The organism is Halorubellus amylolyticus, from assembly GCF_034808145.1.
Lineage (GTDB): Archaea > Halobacteriota > Halobacteria > Halobacteriales > Natrialbaceae > Halorubellus.
Genome location: NZ_JAXHGM010000001.1, coordinates 956,332 through 973,575, shown reverse-complemented (window position 1 = coordinate 973,575; position 17,244 = coordinate 956,332). Strand labels below are relative to the sequence as shown.

The window sequence follows — 17,244 nt, the reverse complement described above, 5'->3', positions numbered from 1 at the left end:
TCGTCGCTCCTCGTGGCGTGCGTCGCTCGCCGTGGCGCGGGTCGGGAGTCATGTGGTCGTTCCCGCGCGTGCGGTGGCCCGCGGTCGGGCGCGCCGCACAGTTGCGAGGGCACGCCCCCGCGTTGGGGCGGTGCTTGCTTGCGATTTCGCCGCCCCGAAACGTTGAAACGGGCCTCCACCGTATCCACGCTCAATGACAGCGACCCGGATCTCTGGGGGTGAGGTATGGAGCTGATCGTCACCGAGAAGGACAACGCCGCGAGACGCATCGCGGACATACTCAGCGGCGAGAGCGCCACCGCGACGCGAGAGAACGACGTGAACGTCTACGAGTGGGGCGGCAAGCGATGCGTGGGCCTAAGCGGGCACGTCGTCGGCGTGGACTTCCCGCCCGAGTACAGCGACTGGCGGGACGTCGAACCGCACGAGCTCATCGACGCGAGCGTCGAGAAGACGCCGACGAAGCAGAACATCGTCGCGACCCTGCGGTTGCTCGCGCGGCGCGCGGACGTCGTCACCATCGCGACCGACTACGACCGCGAGGGCGAACTCATCGGGAAGGAGGCCTACGAGATCGTCCGGGACGTCAACGACGACGTCCCCATCAAACGCGTGCGGTTCTCCTCGATCACCGAGCGCGAGGTCACCGACGCGTTCGCCGAGCCCGACGACATCGACTTCGACCTCGCCGCCGCCGGCGAGGCCCGCCAGATAATCGACCTCGTGTGGGGGGCGGCGCTCACGCGCTTCCTGTCCCTGTCCGCGCGCCAGCTCGGCGAGGACTTCATCAGCGTCGGCCGCGTCCAGAGTCCGACGCTGCGCCTCATCGTCGACCGCGAGCGCGAGATCGAGGCGTTCGACCCGGAGGACTACTGGGAGCTGTTCGCGGACCTCGCGACCGACGACGAGTCGTTCGAAGCCCAGTACTACTACCTGAACGAGGACGGGAACGAGGCCGAGCGCGTCCTCGACGAGGACGAAGCGGACGCCGTCCTGGAGGCGCTCCAGTCCGCGGCGTCGGCGACCGTCACGGACGTCGACCGACGGACGCGCGTCGACGACCCGCCCGCGCCGTTCAACACCACGCAGTTCATCCGTGCCGCCGGCAGCCTCGGGTACTCCGCGAAGCGCGCGATGAGTGTCGCCGAGGACCTCTACACCGCCGGCTACATCACGTATCCGCGAACGGACAACACCGTGTATCCGGAGGACCTCGACCCCGAGGAGCTCCTCGGCGAGTTCGTCGACCACGGCGAACTCGGTGAGAGCGCCGAGAGCCTCCTCGAAGCGGAGGCGTTGACGCCGACGGAGGGCGACGAGGAGACGACCGACCACCCGCCCATCCATCCGACGGGTGAGATTCCGGTTCGCGGGAGCGACGTGGACGACGACGAGTGGGAGGTCTACGAGCTCGTCGTCCGTCGGTTCTACGCGACCGTCGCCGAACCCGCGGAGTGGGAGCACCTGAAGGTCGTCGCCGAGGCCGCAGACCGCCGCCTGAAGGCGAACGGGAAGCGCCTCGCCGAACCCGGCTATCACGACGTCTATCCGTACTACTCGACGAGCGAGAACTACGTCCCGGACGTGAGCGTCGACGACGAGCTCGCGCTCACCGACCCGCGGTTGGAGGCCAAGCAGACGCAGCCGCCGCGGCGCTATGGTCAGTCTCGCCTCATCGAGACGATGGAGGACATGGGTATCGGGACGAAGGCGACGCGCCACGAGACCATCGAGAAGCTCTACGACCGCGGGTACGTCGAGAACGACCCGCCGGTCCCGACCGCGCTCGCGAAGGCGGTCGTGGAAGCGGCTGAGGAGTACGCGGACCGCGTCGTCAGCGAGGAGATGACCGCGCAGCTCGAACAGGACATGGACGCCATCGCCGCGGGCGAGGCGACGCTCGCGGACGTCACCGACGAGTCCCGCGAGATGCTCGACTCGGTGTTCGAGAACCTCCGGGACAGACAGGAGGAGATCGGCACGCACCTCCAGGAGTCCCTGAAGGCGGACAAGACCCTCGGCGAGTGCCCGGAGAGCGGGCACGCGCTCCTCCTCCGGCGGTCGCGTCGCGGCAGCTACTTCGTCGGCTGCGACGGCTACCCGGAGTGCGAGTACACGCTCCCGCTCCCCAGTACGGGCAAACCGCTCCTGATGGACCGCGAGTGCGACGAGCACGGGCTCCGCGAGGTGAAGATGCTCGCGGGACGCCAGACGTTCGTCCACGGCTGCCCGCTCTGCGCGAGCGAAGCCGCCGGCGAAGGCCCCATCATCGGCCCCTGTCCGGACTGTGGCGAGGAACACGGTGGAGAGCTGGCCGTGAAGACGCTCGAAGCCGGGTCGCGCCTCGTCGGCTGCACGCGCTACCCGGACTGCGAGTACTCGCTCCCGCTCCCGCGCCGCGGCGACATCCAGATCACCGACGAGACCTGCGACGAGCACGACCTCCCGCATGTCGAGATCCACGACGACGAGGACGACGACGACCCCTGGGAGCTCGGCTGCCCGATCTGTAACTACCGCGAGTACCAGGAACGCGAGAGCGAGACCGGCACCGGCCTGGAAGCCGTCGACGGTATCGGCGCGAAGACCGCGGAGAAGCTCGCCGCCGCCGGCATCGAGAGCCTCGACGCGCTCGCCGACGCCGACCCCGACCAGATCGCGGGGAGCGTCGACGGCGTCAGCCCCGACCAGGTCCGCACCTGGCAAGCGAAGGCCTGAATCGGTCGCGGCGGCGTTCGGTTCGTCGTTCCGAAGGTGCTTTACCCTCGCGCGGGGGTTCTGGGGGTATGAGCGAGCCGTGGGCGGACTGGGATCACGTCTTGAAGTTGGATCCGGACAAGGAGTTGTACGAGGACGATACGTTCGCTGACGTGGCGGCGTGTGGGACCGACGCGTTGGAGATCGGTGGGACGCTCGGGATGACCGAGGAGAAGATGGTGTCGTACATCGAGGCGGCCGCGGAGCACGACATCCCGATCTATCAGGAGCCGTCGAACCCGAGCGTCGTGGTGGATACGCCGGCGCTCGACGGCTATCTGGTGCCTGTGGTGTTCAACGCGGGGGACGTGTTCTGGGTGACGGGCGCGCACAAGGAGTGGGTGCGTATCGACAACGGACTGGATTGGGAGCGGACGACGACGGAGGCGTACATCGTGATGAATCCGGAGGCGTCGGTCGCGGAGTACACGGACGCGGACTGCGACCTCGCCGCGGACGACGTGGCGGCGTACGCGGAGGTCGCGGAGCAGATGTTCGGGCAGGACGTCGTGTACGTCGAGTACTCGGGGATGCTCGGTGACCCCGAGAAGGTGCGTGCGGCGGGGGAGGCGCTCGACGACGCCACGCTCTTCTACGGCGGCGGAATCCACGACTACGAGAGCGCGAACATCATGGGCGAGCACGCGGACGTCGTCGTCGTCGGCGACCTCGTCCACGACCACGGCGTCGACGCGGTGACCGAGACGGTCAACGGCGCGAAGGACTGACAACCTTTTTTCTTCGTCGGGTGACCCTCCGGGTCACCGCTCTCTGCTCGCGGGCGCGAAGCGCCCGTTCGCACGGTCAGCGGGACCGGAGGTCCCGCTCGACTTGAAAAAACGTTGCTGGAAAAAGCCGCTCGCGCTCAACGAGCGCTCGCGGTGAGTGTAGTGGACGACACCGGACCGCGACCGCACGGCGACCACGACCACACCGCGCCCTGGCCCTCCCCTGCTCGCGGCGCGCTTGCCCGCTGGTGGCGCGCGCCGCTCGCGGCCCGGTCGGTGGGTCGGGCCGAACTTGGTTTATGTCTCGTGTAAACTCGCGTGCTCGTAGGCGGGTGGGGTGTGAGCGTGAAACCACCGTGCGAAGCAGTTGCACGCCGGCAAAAGACTGTTTTTATCAAGGTTCCTCGGGAACGGGTAGGTATGAGTTTCGAGAACCGGACGTACACCGCGGACGTCACACCCGGCGAATCGGCGACGATTGCGGGCTGGGTGCACGAGGTCCGCGACCTCGGTGGTATCGCGTTCCTCATCGTTCGCGACAAGACGGGGAAGCTCCAGGTGAAGATCGAGAAGGACGAGATGGACGAGGACCTCGTCGAGAGCTCGCTGGACGTCGCGCGCGAGAGCGTGGTGTCGTTCTCGGGTGACGTGAAGGAGGAGCCGCGCGCGCCGACGGACGTGGAGCTCGTGCCCGAGGAGTTCGAGCTCGTCGCGCCCGCGGACACCGAACTGCCGCTGGACCCGAGCGGGAAGGTCGACGCGGAGCTGCCGACGCGACTCGACAACCGGACGCTCGACCTCCGCAAGCCGGAAGTGAAGGCCATCTTCGAGATCCGCGCCGAGATCCTGCGTGCGGCGCGCGAGTACTTCCGCTCGGTCGGCTGCACGGAGATCAACACGCCGAAGATCGTCGCGACGGGGACCGAGGGCGGGACGGAGCTGTTCCCGGTCTCGTACTTCGGCGAGGAGGCGTTCATGAACCAGAGCCCGCAGCTGTTCAAGCAGCTGATGGCGGGCAGTGGCCTGGAGCGCGTGTTCGAGATCGGTCCGATCTTCCGCGCCGAGGAGCACAACACGCCGCGGCACCTGAACGAGGCGATGAGTATCGACTTCGAGGGTGCGTTCTGCGACCACGAGGACGCGATGGACGTCGTCGAGGGCATCGTCGTCGCCGCGTACGAGGCCGTCAGCGAGAACTGCGCGGAACAGCTCGAGGCGCTCGACATGCAGGACACCTTCGAGGTGCCCGATGACGGGTTCCCGCGGCTCACGTACGAGGAGGCGCTGGACCGCATCAACGCGACGGGCGAGCTCGACGAGCGCCTGGTCTACGGTGACGACCTGTCGACCGAAGCGGAGCGCGCGCTCGGCGACGAGATCGGCAGTCACTACTTCATCATGGACTGGCCGAGCGAAATCAAGCCGTTCTACATCAAGGACTACGACGGGGACGCGGAGACGTCGACGGGGTTCGACCTCATGCATCCGTCGATGGAGCTCGTCTCGGGCGGGCAGCGCGAGCACCGCTACGACGCGCTCGTCGAAGGGTTCGAGCAGCAGGGTCTCGACCCCGAGGAGTTCGAGTACTACACGAAGATGTTCAAGTACGGCATGCCGCCGCACGCCGGCTGGGGGCTCGGCGCCGAGCGTCTCGTCATGACGATGCTCGGCCTCGGGAACATCCGCGAAGCGGTGTTGTTCCCGCGAGACCGGCAGCGTCTGTCGCCCTAGGCGACGACGCTGACAAGCGTAGGCGGGGTTCCGGACGGTTGTGCTGCTTGATGGTTCGCTTCCGTTCGTTGTGAACTCTGAGTTACGCGCAAGTAAGTTTATTTTACCGGTGTTTTTGTGGAACTAGCGTGTCCGTGGTGGTATGGGACTCGTTACTGTGTTGTTCGTGCTGGCGGTGGTCGTCGTCGTCGCATGGACGGGAATCGCGGCGTGGGTTGTTCGGGACGCGGCGGCGGCCGGAGCGGGGTCGGCCGCGAAGTGGGGGATGACGGTGCTGTGTACGGGGCCGGCGGGACTGGTGGCGTATCTGGCGGTCGGGAGTCCGGGGACGGCCGCGAGACGATAGGTCCTTGAACCGCGGGCGAGGTGTCGGTGGTATGGGCGAGGAAGCGACGTCGTTCGTCCCGGGGCACGTCACGGGGTTCTTCAGTTCGCATCCGGACGAGGACCCGACGAAGGCCGGGTCTCGCGGCGCCGGGGTGACGCTCGCGGAGGGCGTTGAGGTGTCGGTGCGGCCGGCGTCGGAGACGTCCGTGTACCTGAACGACAGTTCGATAGACGTCGAGCCGGTCGGGCGCGTGCTCGAAGCGCTCCAGGTGGAGGCGTCGGTGTCGGCGGAGACCGACCTCCCGCTCGGCGCGGGGTTCGGCGTGTCGGGCGCGATGGCGCTCGGGGCGGCGCTCGCCGCGAACCGCGCGTTCGACCGGCGGCTCTCGGAGAACGAACTGGTGACGATTGCCCACGGTGCGGAGGTGCAGTCCGGGACGGGACTCGGGGACGTGGTCGCGCAGGCGAAGGGCGGCGTGCCCATCCGCCTGGAGCCGGGTGGCCCTCAGCACAACCTCCTCGATGCGATTCCGGCGCGAGCGCGCGTCGAGTACGTGTCCTTCGGTGAGGTGTCGACGGAGGAGGTGCTGGCGGGGAACACCGACCAGTTGAGTCAGGCGGGGAAGACGGCGTTGTCGCGCGTCGTCGGCGAGCCGACGCTGCGGTCGTTCGTGTACGCGTCGCGAGCGTTCGCTCGCGAAGCCGACCTGCTCACCGACCGGGTTCGGGAGGCGATACTGGACGTGAACGACTTCGACGGGGAGGCGTCGATGGCGATGCTCGGCGACACTGTGTTCGCCCTCGGGACGGGGTTGTCGGACGCTGGCTACGACCCCGTGGTGACGCGCACGCATCCTGCGGGCGCGACGGTGCGCTGAGGTCGACGGTGACGTGCGTTCCGGTATTTTTTCACGCGCTGACCGACGAGGAGGTGGTATGAGCGAGGTGGACGTGCCGGAGGATCATCCGCGGTACGAGTCGTTGTTGACCCGGCACCGGATTGAGGACGGGGTGGAGAAGGGCATCACGAGCCAGCAGGGTCTCATCGCGCAGGGGCGCGGCGAGGCGTTCGACTACCTGCTCGGGGAGGAGACGACGCCGAGTGCGGACGAGGCCGAGCGCGTCGCGGCCGCGCACCTCCTGCTCGCCGACCACGCGGTGCTGTCGGTGAACGGGAACGTCGCGGCGCTGTGCCCGGGTGAACTCGTCGAGCTCGCCGAGGTCGTGGACGCGGACCTGGAGGTGAACCTGTTCAATCGCACCGAGGAGCGGATGCGTGCCATCGTTGAGCATCTGGAAGCGCACGGCGCCGAGGGCGTGAAGGGGCTGGCGGCGGACGAACGCATCCCGGGGTTGTCCCACGAGCGCGCGAAGGTGGACGCGGACGGCATCTACGACGCGGACGTGGTGCTCGTGCCGTTGGAGGACGGCGACCGGGCGGCGGCGCTGTCGGAGATGGGGAAGACGAACGTCGTCGTGGACCTGAATCCGATGTCGCGGTCGCCACAGACCGCGAGCGTCCCGATCGTCGACAACGTCGTCCGCGCGATACCGAACGTGACCCGACACGCGCGCGAGCTGGTGGACGAGACCGACGACGAGCTGCGCGCCATCGTCGACGAGTTCGACCCCGAGGCCGCCCTGGCGGCCGCCGAAGCGCGCATCCGCGACGGCGGCGACGGCAGCATCGACTGACCGAGCTCCGGGCGATGACGGCGGCGTCGGCCGCTGCGTGGAGCAGGTGGTGGTGGGTGCGCGCGTTCGGTGGCGTGACCGGACCCGAAAGACGTTAGTTTCGAGACAGTAGTTCGGTGGATAGAGATGCATCTCGAATCGAGCGAACGGGAGGTGCGGTCGCGGTGACGGACCTGGCGGCGGACGCCGTGGACCGACGGCTCGACGACCCCGGGCGGGCGTACGACGCGCTCACGGGGCTGGATTCGTGGTTCGAGGACAAGCGCGTGCGGCGACTGCGGCGCGTCCTCTATCCCGCGTACCGCGTCGAGTACGGATACGGGCGCGCCGACGGAGGTGGGTCGGAGCGCGCGGACGGCGACGGGCAGCGGACGGCGGTCGCGGTCCTCGACGGCCGCGAGGGAGATAGCGAGCGCGAACTGGCGCGGTACCGCGAGACCGTCCGCGACACGGAGCCCCTCGACGCGTCGCGACTCGACCTCGGGACGAGCGGTCGTGCCGGCACGGCGATGCCGCTCGACTACGAGGTGAGCGACGAGGACGCCGAACGGGCGTTCCGCGAGCGCGCCGACGAGTGGACCCGACGCGCGAGTGCGGACGACGAGACGAGCGAGCGCGTCGCCGACGCCATCGCGGAGCGACTCGGGTTCCCGGACGACCTCGCCCCGGACGGGTTCGAGGGTGTCGTGGACGTCTCCCGGGTCTACCTTCCGTTCTGGTGCGTCGAGTACACGGCGAAGGGCGAGGACGAGACGTGGCTGCTCGGCGTGCGCGTCGACGACCGCAGGGTCACGCGTCACCCGTGGGTCGCGCACCGCGTCGTCGACGAGCACGGCGACGCGTACCGGCGCGTCGACCCGCTCGGCCACGGCGAGAGCGGCGATACCGGAGGCGACGACTCGCTCGCGGACGTCGTCGAGGGGGCCGGCGACGGTGACGCGGCCGGCGAGGGCGCGGCCTCCAGCGGTGCAGGCGCTCGCGGAGACGACGGCAGTGGGTCGTCCGGCGACGGCGTGCGGACGCCCGATGGCGTGAGCGACGCGGCGGCGGCGGCGTTCGAGGCGGCACCGGACCGCGGCTTCGACGACGTCGGCGGGATGCACGACCTGAAAGCCGAACTCGAGGAGGGCGTGCTCGCGCCGCTCACGACCCCGGAACGCTACGAGCAGTACGGGCTCGGGGCGGTGAATGGCGTGCTCCTGCACGGCCCACCGGGCTGCGGGAAGACGTATCTCGCGAGAGCGCTCGCCGGCGAGCTCGGGCGAGCGTTCGGTGCGGTGACGCCCGCGGACCTCTCCAGCAAGTGGGTCGGGGAGGCCGCGGACAACGTCGCGGACGTGTTCGCGGTCGCGAAGGCGAACGACCCCTGCGTCCTCTTCGTCGACGAACTGGACGCGGTCGCGGGCGACCGGGACCGCCAGATGACGAACACCGAACAGCAGATGGTCAACCAGCTACTCGTCGAACTGGAGGCGGCGGCGGACCAGGACGTCGTCGTGGTCGCGGCGACGAACCACGTGCAGGACGTCGACGACGCCATCCTCCGGTCCGGGCGGTTCGACAAGCACGTCGAGGTCGGGCCGCCGGACGCGGACGCGCGCCGCGAGATACTCGACGTCCACCTCCGCGGGCGACCGACCGTGGACGACCTCGACCTCGGGTCGGTCGTCAGACGGTCGGCGGGGTTCGCGGCGAGCGACCTCGAACTCGCCGTCGAGGAGGCGGCACGCGCCGCGCTCGACGACGACGCCCCGATCGGGACCGCCCACCTGCTCGCGGCCGTCGACGACCTCGACTCGAGCATCGGCGGCTGGCTCGGCGAGTACGACGTCGGGACGCCGCCGTCGCGCGCGGGCGACCTCTCGGTGCCCGGGAGCGTGGCGCTCGACGCGACCGAGGTCGTCGAGACCGACGTCGCGCGGGACTTCGCGACGGTCTCCGGGATGACGGCGACGACGCGCGAGCTCGACGACCGCGTCGTCCATCCGGTCGCGAGCGCGGACGTCTACGACCGCCACGGCATCCCGGGACTGGACGGCGCGCTCCTGTTCGGCCCGCCGGGGTGCGGGAAGACGTATCTCGCGCGAGCGGTCGCGGGGGAGCTCGACGTGCCGTTCCTCTCGGTGACGCCCGCTGCGCTCGTGACGGACTGGCCGGGGTCGCCGGCGGAGGACGTCGCTGACGCGTTCGCGCTCGCGAAGGCGAACGCGCCGAGCGTGCTCTTCCTCGACGACCTCGACACGCTCGCGGCCGCGGACCGCGGTCGCGGGAGCGCGGCGGAGCGTCGGCTCCACGACCAGTTGACGATGGAGCTCCGGACGATAGTCGACCACGACGTGCTCGTCCTCGGTGCAACGCACCTGCTGAGCGACGTGGACGACGCAGTCCTGCACGCCGCGGCGTTCGACGAGCGCGTCGAGGTGCCGCCGCCGGACGTGGAGACGCGTGCGGCGGCACTCGAGGCGGCGGTCGACGACGCGCTCGCCGCGCCGACCCTCGACTTCGAGCGGGTCGCGGCCGACGCGACCGGGTACGCCATCGCGGACCTGAAGCTCGCGGCGGGGAACGCCTCGCGCGCCGCGCTCCGCGAGGACGCTCGCGTCACGGCACCCAGACTCCGGGCGGCCTTGGAGGCGACGCCGTCGACGCTCGCGAACTGGCCGGACCGCGAGCGGTACAGCGAGAGCGAGCACGGGTCGACGCTACGGTACATCGCCTAGTCGACCGTACCGCTCATCGCTTGGGCTGTACTGCCGCTCCGTCGGTGGCGGTCGGCTGTCCGTCCGCGTGCTGCGTCGCTGTCGGCGTATCGTTTTGATGCAGGCGCTCGTACGTGGTGGTATGTCCGAGAACCGTGGCGGTGTACCCGAGCGGCCGACGCTGTCGCTGTCGGGGAACTGGCGGGCGGTGAACGACGAGGAGTCGGTGGTGTTCTCGCTGCCGACGATGCGCGTCCGCGGGCATACGGTCGTGTACGAGGACGTCGAGCTGCGGGAGTCGGTGCGTGCGGCGACCGAGGGAGCGGTCGACCAGCCGGTGCGGTTCACGTTCGCGACGAACCTGGCGTTCGAACCGCCGCTGCCGCCGGGCGCGGGCGTCGCGTCGGTGTTCCCGACGGTACGGGAGTCCGCGGAGCGCGAGTTCGCGTCCGACCTCCGCGAGCGCGGGTTCGAGACGGTGTCTCGCGGACGTCGGGACCGAACGCGGACCGACGAGGGCGTGCGGGTGGCGCTCCGACAGTACGATGCGACGGTTCCGGTGGACGGTGCGCGCGTGGACTGCGAGGGCTGGCTCGGCGTCTGGCACGACGCGGGCGACGTCTCGCTCGCGGGGGGCGCGTACGTCACGGACTCGGTCGGTGGCGTCGACGTCGAACCCGGTCGGTACCGACGCGAGCTCCTGGAAGCCATCCGGACGGTCGAGTGAGGGCCGGTTCCGGTGGGTCCGTCGCCTCGATTCGAGAGCCGCGCGTACCGAAACCCATTTCTACCACTTGGATGTATCACTAGGTGGTATGAAGGACTTCGACTCGTTCAGCGACGTCGGCGAAGCACAGGTAACCCAGGCCATCGGCCAGGAGTGGAGCGACGAGTTCCTCGACTACTCCGACACCGACGTCATCGTCGTCGGCGGCGGGCCCTCCGGTCTCATGGCCGCGAAGGAGCTCGCGGAGCGCGACGTGGACGTGATGGTCGTCGAGAAGAACAACTACCTCGGCGGCGGGTTCTGGCTCGGCGGCTTCCTCATGAACAAGGTCACCGTCCGCGACCCCGCCCAGAAGGTCTTCGACGAACTCGACGTGCCCTACGACGCCGCACGAGACACGGACGACCTCTTCGTCGCGAACGGCCCGCACGCCGCGTCCTCGCTCATCAAGGCGACGTGTGACGCCGGCGCGAAGATCCAGAACATGACGGAGTTCACGGACATCGTCGTCCGCGAGGACCACCGCGTCGCCGGCATCGTCATGAACTACACGCCCGTCCACGCTCTCCCCCGCGAGATCACGTGCGTCGACCCCGTCGCCGTCGAAGCGGACCTCGTCATCGACTCCACGGGCCACGACGCCATGGCGATCAACAAGCTCGACGAACGCGGCGTCCTCGACGCGCCCGGCATCGAAGCCGCGAACGAACGCGGCGACGTCATGGACTCCTCCGGTGACGACTCCTACGGCGCCCCCGGCCACGACTCGCCCGGCCACGACTCGATGTGGGTCGGCCGCAGCGAGGACGAGGTCGTCGAACACACCGGCCTCGTCCACGACGGCCTCGTCGCCTCCGGGATGGCCGTCGCCACCGCCTACGGCCTCCCCCGCATGGGCCCGACGTTCGGCGCCATGCTGGTCTCCGGCAAGAAGGCCGCCGAGGTCGCACTCGACGAACTCGACGTCGACGCTCCCGACGTCGAACTCGACGGCAGCGACACCGCCGTCGCACCCGCCACCGACGACGACTAACCACCTTTTTCCTGCGGCGGGTGCGCCACAGGCGCGCCCCCTGGAAAAACGTGGGCGAAAGACCTCCCGAGCGCTCCCTTCGTCGCCGGCGCTACGCGGCGGCTGCCAGCGGGACCTTTGGTCCCACCATGGTCGCGCTCGGTACAGGTGTCCTGGGAACCACCGCGGCCGCACAGCACCCGCGACCACACCGCGACCGCACCGCCACTGCGACCGCACCGTCCACCACGCCGACGCGACTGCACCGCATCGGCGACGGTGTCGGTAGCGCCGTCGTCCCCGCTGACGCCTCCACGCGCCGGTTCGATGCCCACCTCGTGACGACGTGACACGCCACCGTCATCTATTTGTCGGGCGGCGTGCTCGGTTCGAGTGCTATGTGTCGAACGCTGAGCGTTTGCGGTGGCAACCGCGGGTCCGGCGTGGCTCGCGGCTGGGTTCCGCGAACGCACTGAGAACCTGCTGTTCTGGACGGTGGAATCGCTATCCAGCGGCCGCTATCGCGGTCGCACGAGTCATCGAGCACGGTCGGGTCCCGCTCAGACGTGCTCAAGTCGCGGTCGGGCGTGGTCGGGTCGCGGTCGAACGTGGACGGTTCTCGGAGGTGGTCGGGGTGCGTCGTAGCGACGCGTTCCTCGCGACGAGTCGCGAGGACCGCGGCGAGGCGCGCGACGACGTCCGGCTCGCGGTCCGCGCGGGGCTCGTCCGTCAGTTCGGGAGCGGCCTCTACGGGTTCGCGCCCACGGGCGAGCGCGTCCGGCGGAACGTCATCGAGGTCGTCGCCGGCGAGATGGACGCCATCGGCGGGCAGCGCGTCAGTCTCCCCCAGCTCAGCTATCGCGACGTCTGGGAGGCGAGCGGACGCTGGGGGAGCTTCGAGGGCGAGATGTTCACGCTGGAGAACCGCGACGGCGCCGACATGTGTCTCGCGCCCAGTCACGAGGAGGGCGTCGTGGCCCTCGTCGACGGGCACGTGCGGTCGTACGACGACCTCCCCCTCCTCCTCTACCAGGTCGAGTCCAAGCACCGCGACGACCACGCGCGCAACGGCCTGCTGCGGACGAAGGAGTTCACGATGAAGGACGCGTACAGCCTGCACGCGACCGAGCGCGACCTCCGGGAGACGTACCGCGAGGTCCGCGCGGCGTACTGCCGGATCTTCGACGCGCTCGGCCTCGACGTCGCGGTCTGCGCGGCGGACAACTCGGTGATGGGCGGGGCCGCGAGCGAGGAGTTCGTCGCGCCCGTGGACGCGGGGGGACGCTCGACGTCGTCGCCTGCGAGCGCGCCGACTGTCGGTTTGGCGTCACCGACGAGCACCCCGAGTTCGGCGCGTACCGGCGCGAGGATGGGAACGGCGTCGACGAGTGCCCCGACTGCGGTGGCCGGCTCCGTGCGAGCGAGGGCGTGGAGGTCGGGCACGTCTTCCAGCTCGGCCGACGGTACTCCGAGGCGATGGACCTCAGCGTCGACACCGCCGACGGCGGGTCGCGCCCCGTCCAGATGGGGAGCTACGGGATCGGCGTCACGCGCGTCGTGCAGACGCTGCTCCTCCAGCACGCGGACGCGGACGGCTGCCGGTGGCCCGTCACCGACCGCGGGACGGTCGCGCCCTACGCGGTCGCGGTCGTCCCCCTCGCGTACGAGGACGACGTGAAGGACGCCGCGGACCGCATCCACGACGAGCTCGCGGCGGCGGACGTCGACTGCCTGCTGTTCGACGACCGCGACCAGACCATCGGCGAGCGGTTCGCGGAGAGCGACCTCCTCGGGATACCCACGAAGGTCGTGCTGGGCAACCACTACGCCGAGACCGGCGAGGTGGAACTCGAATCGCGGGACGGCGACACGTGCTATCGCGACCTCGACGCCGCCATCGCGGAACTCGGTGGGTGAGCGGCCGCCGTCGTCGACCGGGCACCCGTGGCGGTCGCGTTCGACCGTTCGACGACGACGGTCCCGTCGCGCATCGAGACGGTCGCCGCGTCGACGAACGCGCCGTCGCCGGCGAGCAGGAGCGTCACGCTCTCGTTCACGCGAACGAGACTGAACGAGGCGTTCGCGTCTCGTGCGCTCCGCCAGTCGTCGAACGCGGCCGCGAACTCGTCCGCGTCGCCGGCGGTGTCCCAGCGCATCGCCCACGTCAGGTTCCGGGTCTCCCCGCCCGGGCCGGCGACCATCCGGAGTTCGTCACCGCCCCAGCCCGCAGCGGCGGGCTCGGACCGGTTCGCGGTGAGTTCCCCGCGGAGCGTCGCCCACACGTACGCCTCGCCCATGCGGTCGCCCGCGCTCTCGACCCAGCTGTCCGCGTCGACCGCGACCGATATCGGCCGCACGGGCGCCTCGCTCGCGGTCAGGTTGTGCATGAGCTGTTCGGTTGTCTCCGGCGGGTTCGCGTACACCCACGAGACGTTCGCCGGGTCGTCGAGGTGGTGTTCGGTCCAGCGCGCGCCGAAGTAGTACGGCGCGCGGAACACCCGCCAGCCGTCCGGCCCGTTCACGACGGCGTCCCGCACCATCCGCACCTGCCGCGGGACGTCCTCGCGCTGGTAGCGTTCGGTGTACTCGCCGGCGACCCACACCGACGCGCCCTCGACCGCCCCGCCGACGGCGAGCCGGCCGTCGGTCGTCGTCGGCTGCCGCGGCGCGGTCCACCCCCGCTGGAACTGGACGCTGTGGAACTGCTCGTGGACGACCACCTTCTCGACCACCGTCGGGGACGCGCCCGCGGGTTGGACGTAGATGCGGCCGTTCCCCGTCGCCAGCCCGTGCGGGTCGTCCTCGGGATGCTGCACGTACTCCTCGAGCCCGAGCAGGACCTTCCGCGTGGTCTCGCGCGACCGGAAGTACTGGCTGAGGTTCCGCGTCCCGAGCGTCGGCCTGTCGGCGTCCACACCGAGCATCTCGGTGAGGTTCCGGAACGTCGCCGTGTCGTTCACGGGCAGGGACTCGGGCTCCGGGACGCCGTCGTCATCGGTTCCCTCGTCGGCGGTCGTCGCGGGGGCGGTCGACGTCGGGTCGTCGGTCGTGGCGCGCTCGGTGGTCGGCTGGTCGGTACTCGGTGTGGTTGCGTCGTCGGTCGCGGTCGGCGACTCCGTCGGCGTCGTCGGCGCGGCACAGCCGGCGACGACGAGGAGGAGGGCGACCGCGAGCGCGGGGAGAGCTCGCATGATTACGGTTCGCTATCCCGCGCACAAAAATCCCGCGGGGTCGTCCGTCCTCACCCCGCTTCGGTCGTGGCGGGGACGCGCCCGCCGGTGACGCGGACGACGCCGAGCAGGTGCTCGCGGTGGTGGGTCGCGCTCGCTCGCTCCCGGAGGGCGTCGCGGGCCGCCGCGACGCGGTCGCGGAGGACGTCGTGGGGCGACGGGTCGTACCGGAACTTGAACGTCGGTGGCGTGGAGACGACCGTGAGCGCGCGGAACGCCGCGTTCACGGGGCGGGCTATCGCGCGGTCCGAGAGCGCGCCGTCGACGAGCACGACGTGCCCGGCGTCGACCGCTGTCCCTGCAGCGCCGTCGTCGGGAGCGACGAGGTCGCACCAGTCCGCGACCGAGCTCGCGGGGTCGTCGAGCATCCCGACGACGAACGACGCGAGCACGCCGTCGACCGGTCCCTCGACGGGTGGTCGCGTCGCGTCGCCCTGGACGACGTGGACGTTCCGCCAGTCGTTCGCGTCCACGAGTCGCTGCGCTCGCGCGAGCATCCCGCGAGTGAGGTCGACGCCGACCACGGTCCCGGTCGGCCCGACGGCGTCGCGGAGGTACGGGAGGTTCGCGCCCGTCCCACACCCGAGGTCGACGACGGTGTCGCCACGGGAGCACTCGAGCGCCGCGACCGCCTCCCGCCGGAGCCGGCCGATACCGGGCGTGAATCGCGCCAGGGCGTCGTACAGCGTCGCCCAGCGCCCGTAGAACGACTGGACCGACGCCGCGCGCTCGGCGCGCACGTCGCCGCGACCGTCGGCCCGCGCGCCGCCGTCGCCGCCGCGGGCCGTCATCGCACGACGTCCCGGACCGCCTCCGCCGCGCTCACCGAGTCCTCGGCGAGCACGTACACGATGGGTTCCACGCCGTAGCTCCCCGTCTGGTAGAGCACCGTCGCGTCGGGACTGTCCGCGAGCGCGTCCGCGACCGCCGTCTCGATGTTGTCCTCGTCCTCGAACTCGACCGCCTCGCGGCCCTGCGCTTCGAGCGCCGCGAGCACGTCCGCGTCGTACCGGACGTTGATCGCCGCCGTCACGTCAGCACCCGCTGCGCGCGCCGCGAGCAGGACGCTCGCCACGTACTCGCTCACGCCGAACTCGGGTTCCGCGGGCACCGTCGCCCGCCCCTTCACGTCCACGATACGGCCGGGGACGCCGGCGACGTCGTCGATGGAGTCCGCGTCCGGCGTGCACGCGACCAGGTTCGTCCCGACGTTCGGGATGAGGCGCGCGAACCCGCTCGCGTTCTCCAGGACGCGCAGCCCGCGACGGAGCGAGGAGAGCACGCGCTCGGCGGTCCGCAGGTCGCTCTCCGGGTCGTGGATGGCGAAGTCGCTCCCGTACTCCGAGAGCTCCGGGACGACGTCCCGGTGGATGCTCGCCAGGAGGTCGCCGCGCTCCAGCCGCCGGATGAGGACCTCCGCCTCGACGAGCGCCTGCACCGGACTCATGTCGCCCGACGCCAGCCCCTCGCCGACGGTCTCGACCAGTTCGCGGACGCGGTCGTCGTCGAGGATGGCGTCGTTCCGGGCGACGTCGCCGTGGGCGTACTTCGACACCGCCGACTGCGAGATGCCCAGAGCCTTCGCGACCTCGCTCTGCGTGAACCCGCGGTCGCGGAGGGCCGCGGCGAGCATCGACCGGTACGTCGGGAGGAACTCGTCGACGACGACCTCCTCGAGGAACTTCATCGCGCGTCACCTCCGGGTTCGTCGTCGGCGAGCTGGTCGCCGCCGAACTCGCTGTCGGACCCGATACGCGACGCCTGCGGGCCGTCTTGGTCCTGGTACTTCGAGCCGCGTTCGCTCCCGTACGGGCGCTCGGCGGGCGTCTTCAGCTCCGTGAAGATGAGCTGACTGATGCGCATCCCCGGTGTGAGCGCGACGGGTGCGGTGCCGAGGTTCGACAGTTCGAGCGTTATCTGCCCGCGGTAGCCGGGGTCGACGACGCCCGCGGTGGCGTGCACGACGACCGCGAGCCGCCCCAGCGAGGAGCGGCCCTGGACGTGCGCGATGAGGTCGTCGGGGACCTCCACGCGCTCGTAGGTCGTCCCGAGCACGAAGTCGCCGGGGTGGAGGATGAACTCCTCGTCGGGGTCGACGACCGTCTCGCTGACGTAGTCGTCGACCTCCTGTTCGGCGTTCGGGTGGATGCAGGGGATGTTCGCGTGCTGGAACTCGAGGAACTGCGCGCCCAGGCGGAGGTCGACGCTCGCGGGCTGTACCTGGAGCTCGGGGTCGTCGAGCGGTTCGACGACGAGGTCGCCCCGGTCGAGGCGCGCCGTGAGGTCCGCGTCCGACAGTATCATGCGTGAGACGACGACGGCGCGCTCCTAAAACCAC

15 protein-coding genes and 1 pseudogene are annotated in these 17,244 nt (G+C 70.2%); 11 read left to right on the top strand and 5 right to left on the bottom strand.

Features of this window, described 5'->3' with window-relative positions:
• Positions 1-225 precede the first annotated feature (225 nt).
• The 9 genes from SM754_RS04925 (at position 226) to SM754_RS04885 (ending at position 11,697) form a co-directional block, all read left to right on the top strand.
• Positions 226-2,718 carry a DNA topoisomerase I gene (locus SM754_RS04925; protein ID WP_323675086.1) on the top strand — a complete coding sequence of 831 codons (2,493 nt, stop codon included), beginning with the start codon at positions 226-228 and terminating at the stop codon, positions 2,716-2,718.
• Between the two features lie 68 nt (positions 2,719-2,786).
• Entirely contained in the window at positions 2,787-3,485 is a 699-nt protein-coding gene (locus SM754_RS04920; RefSeq protein WP_323675085.1) for a phosphoglycerol geranylgeranyltransferase, read from the top strand.
• 420 nt (positions 3,486-3,905) lie between these two features.
• Positions 3,906-5,216 (top strand): aspartate--tRNA(Asn) ligase, encoded by a 1,311-nt coding sequence (gene aspS, locus SM754_RS04915; protein WP_323675084.1) that lies wholly within the window; start codon positions 3,906-3,908, stop codon positions 5,214-5,216.
• Positions 5,217-5,358: 142 nt separating this feature from the next.
• On the top strand, positions 5,359-5,562 hold the full coding sequence (locus SM754_RS04910; protein WP_323675083.1) for a hypothetical protein: 204 nt from the start codon (positions 5,359-5,361) through the stop codon (positions 5,560-5,562).
• A 31-nt stretch (positions 5,563-5,593) separates the two neighbouring features.
• A complete protein-coding gene (locus SM754_RS04905) occupies positions 5,594-6,421 on the top strand; it encodes a pantoate kinase (protein WP_323675082.1) in 828 nt (275 codons plus the stop codon).
• 58 nt (positions 6,422-6,479) lie between these two features.
• Positions 6,480-7,238, top strand: a complete 759-nt coding sequence (locus SM754_RS04900; RefSeq protein ID WP_323675081.1) for a 4-phosphopantoate--beta-alanine ligase — start codon at positions 6,480-6,482, stop codon at positions 7,236-7,238.
• Positions 7,239-7,402: 164 nt separating this feature from the next.
• The gene (locus SM754_RS04895; RefSeq protein ID WP_323675080.1) at positions 7,403-9,958 is read left to right on the top strand and encodes an AAA family ATPase; all 2,556 of its coding nucleotides are present in this window, start codon (positions 7,403-7,405) and stop codon (positions 9,956-9,958) included.
• Between the two features lie 121 nt (positions 9,959-10,079).
• Positions 10,080-10,664 carry a DUF6517 family protein gene (locus SM754_RS04890; protein WP_323675079.1) on the top strand — a complete coding sequence of 195 codons (585 nt, stop codon included), beginning with the start codon at positions 10,080-10,082 and terminating at the stop codon, positions 10,662-10,664.
• 88 nt (positions 10,665-10,752) lie between these two features.
• Entirely contained in the window at positions 10,753-11,697 is a 945-nt protein-coding gene (locus SM754_RS04885) for a thiazole biosynthesis protein (RefSeq protein ID WP_323675078.1), read from the top strand.
• Between the two features lie 343 nt (positions 11,698-12,040).
• On the opposite strand, the gene SM754_RS04880 is transcribed toward SM754_RS04885, so the two are convergent.
• On the bottom strand, positions 12,041-12,724 hold the full coding sequence (locus SM754_RS04880) for a hypothetical protein (protein WP_323675077.1): 684 nt from the start codon (positions 12,722-12,724) through the stop codon (positions 12,041-12,043).
• On the opposite strand from SM754_RS04880, the pseudogene SM754_RS20495 reads away from it, so the two are divergent.
• Together SM754_RS20495 and SM754_RS04870 are read left to right on the top strand one after the other, a co-directional pair.
• A pseudogene (locus SM754_RS20495) lies at positions 12,617-12,877 on the top strand (aminoacyl--tRNA ligase-related protein); the annotation flags it as partial. The gene SM754_RS04880 and the pseudogene SM754_RS20495 overlap by 108 nt on opposite strands.
• A 227-nt stretch (positions 12,878-13,104) precedes the next feature.
• Complete coding sequence (locus tag SM754_RS04870; protein ID WP_323675075.1) at positions 13,105-13,593, top strand: His/Gly/Thr/Pro-type tRNA ligase C-terminal domain-containing protein; 489 nt, start codon at positions 13,105-13,107, stop codon at positions 13,591-13,593.
• Here the strand turns inward: SM754_RS04870 and SM754_RS04865 are convergent.
• Genes SM754_RS04865 through dcd form a run of 4 tightly spaced genes read right to left on the bottom strand, consistent with a single transcriptional unit; the run spans position 13,551 to position 17,210 of the window.
• A complete protein-coding gene (locus SM754_RS04865) occupies positions 13,551-14,867 on the bottom strand; it encodes a hypothetical protein (protein ID WP_323675074.1) in 1,317 nt (438 codons plus the stop codon). The two genes, SM754_RS04870 and SM754_RS04865, sit on opposite strands and share 43 nt — an antisense overlap.
• 50 nt (positions 14,868-14,917) lie before the next feature.
• A complete protein-coding gene (locus SM754_RS04860; RefSeq protein ID WP_323675073.1) occupies positions 14,918-15,697 on the bottom strand; it encodes a class I SAM-dependent methyltransferase in 780 nt (259 codons plus the stop codon).
• Entirely contained in the window at positions 15,694-16,593 is a 900-nt protein-coding gene (locus SM754_RS04855) for a thiamine-phosphate synthase family protein (protein ID WP_323675072.1), read from the bottom strand. Before SM754_RS04855 ends, SM754_RS04860 begins: the two co-directional genes overlap by 4 nt.
• Positions 16,590-17,210, bottom strand: coding sequence for a dCTP deaminase (gene dcd, locus SM754_RS04850; RefSeq protein WP_323675071.1), 621 nt, complete (start codon positions 17,208-17,210; stop codon positions 16,590-16,592). The genes SM754_RS04855 and dcd overlap by 4 nt, the downstream gene beginning before the upstream one ends.
• Positions 17,211-17,244: the final 34 nt, after the last annotated feature.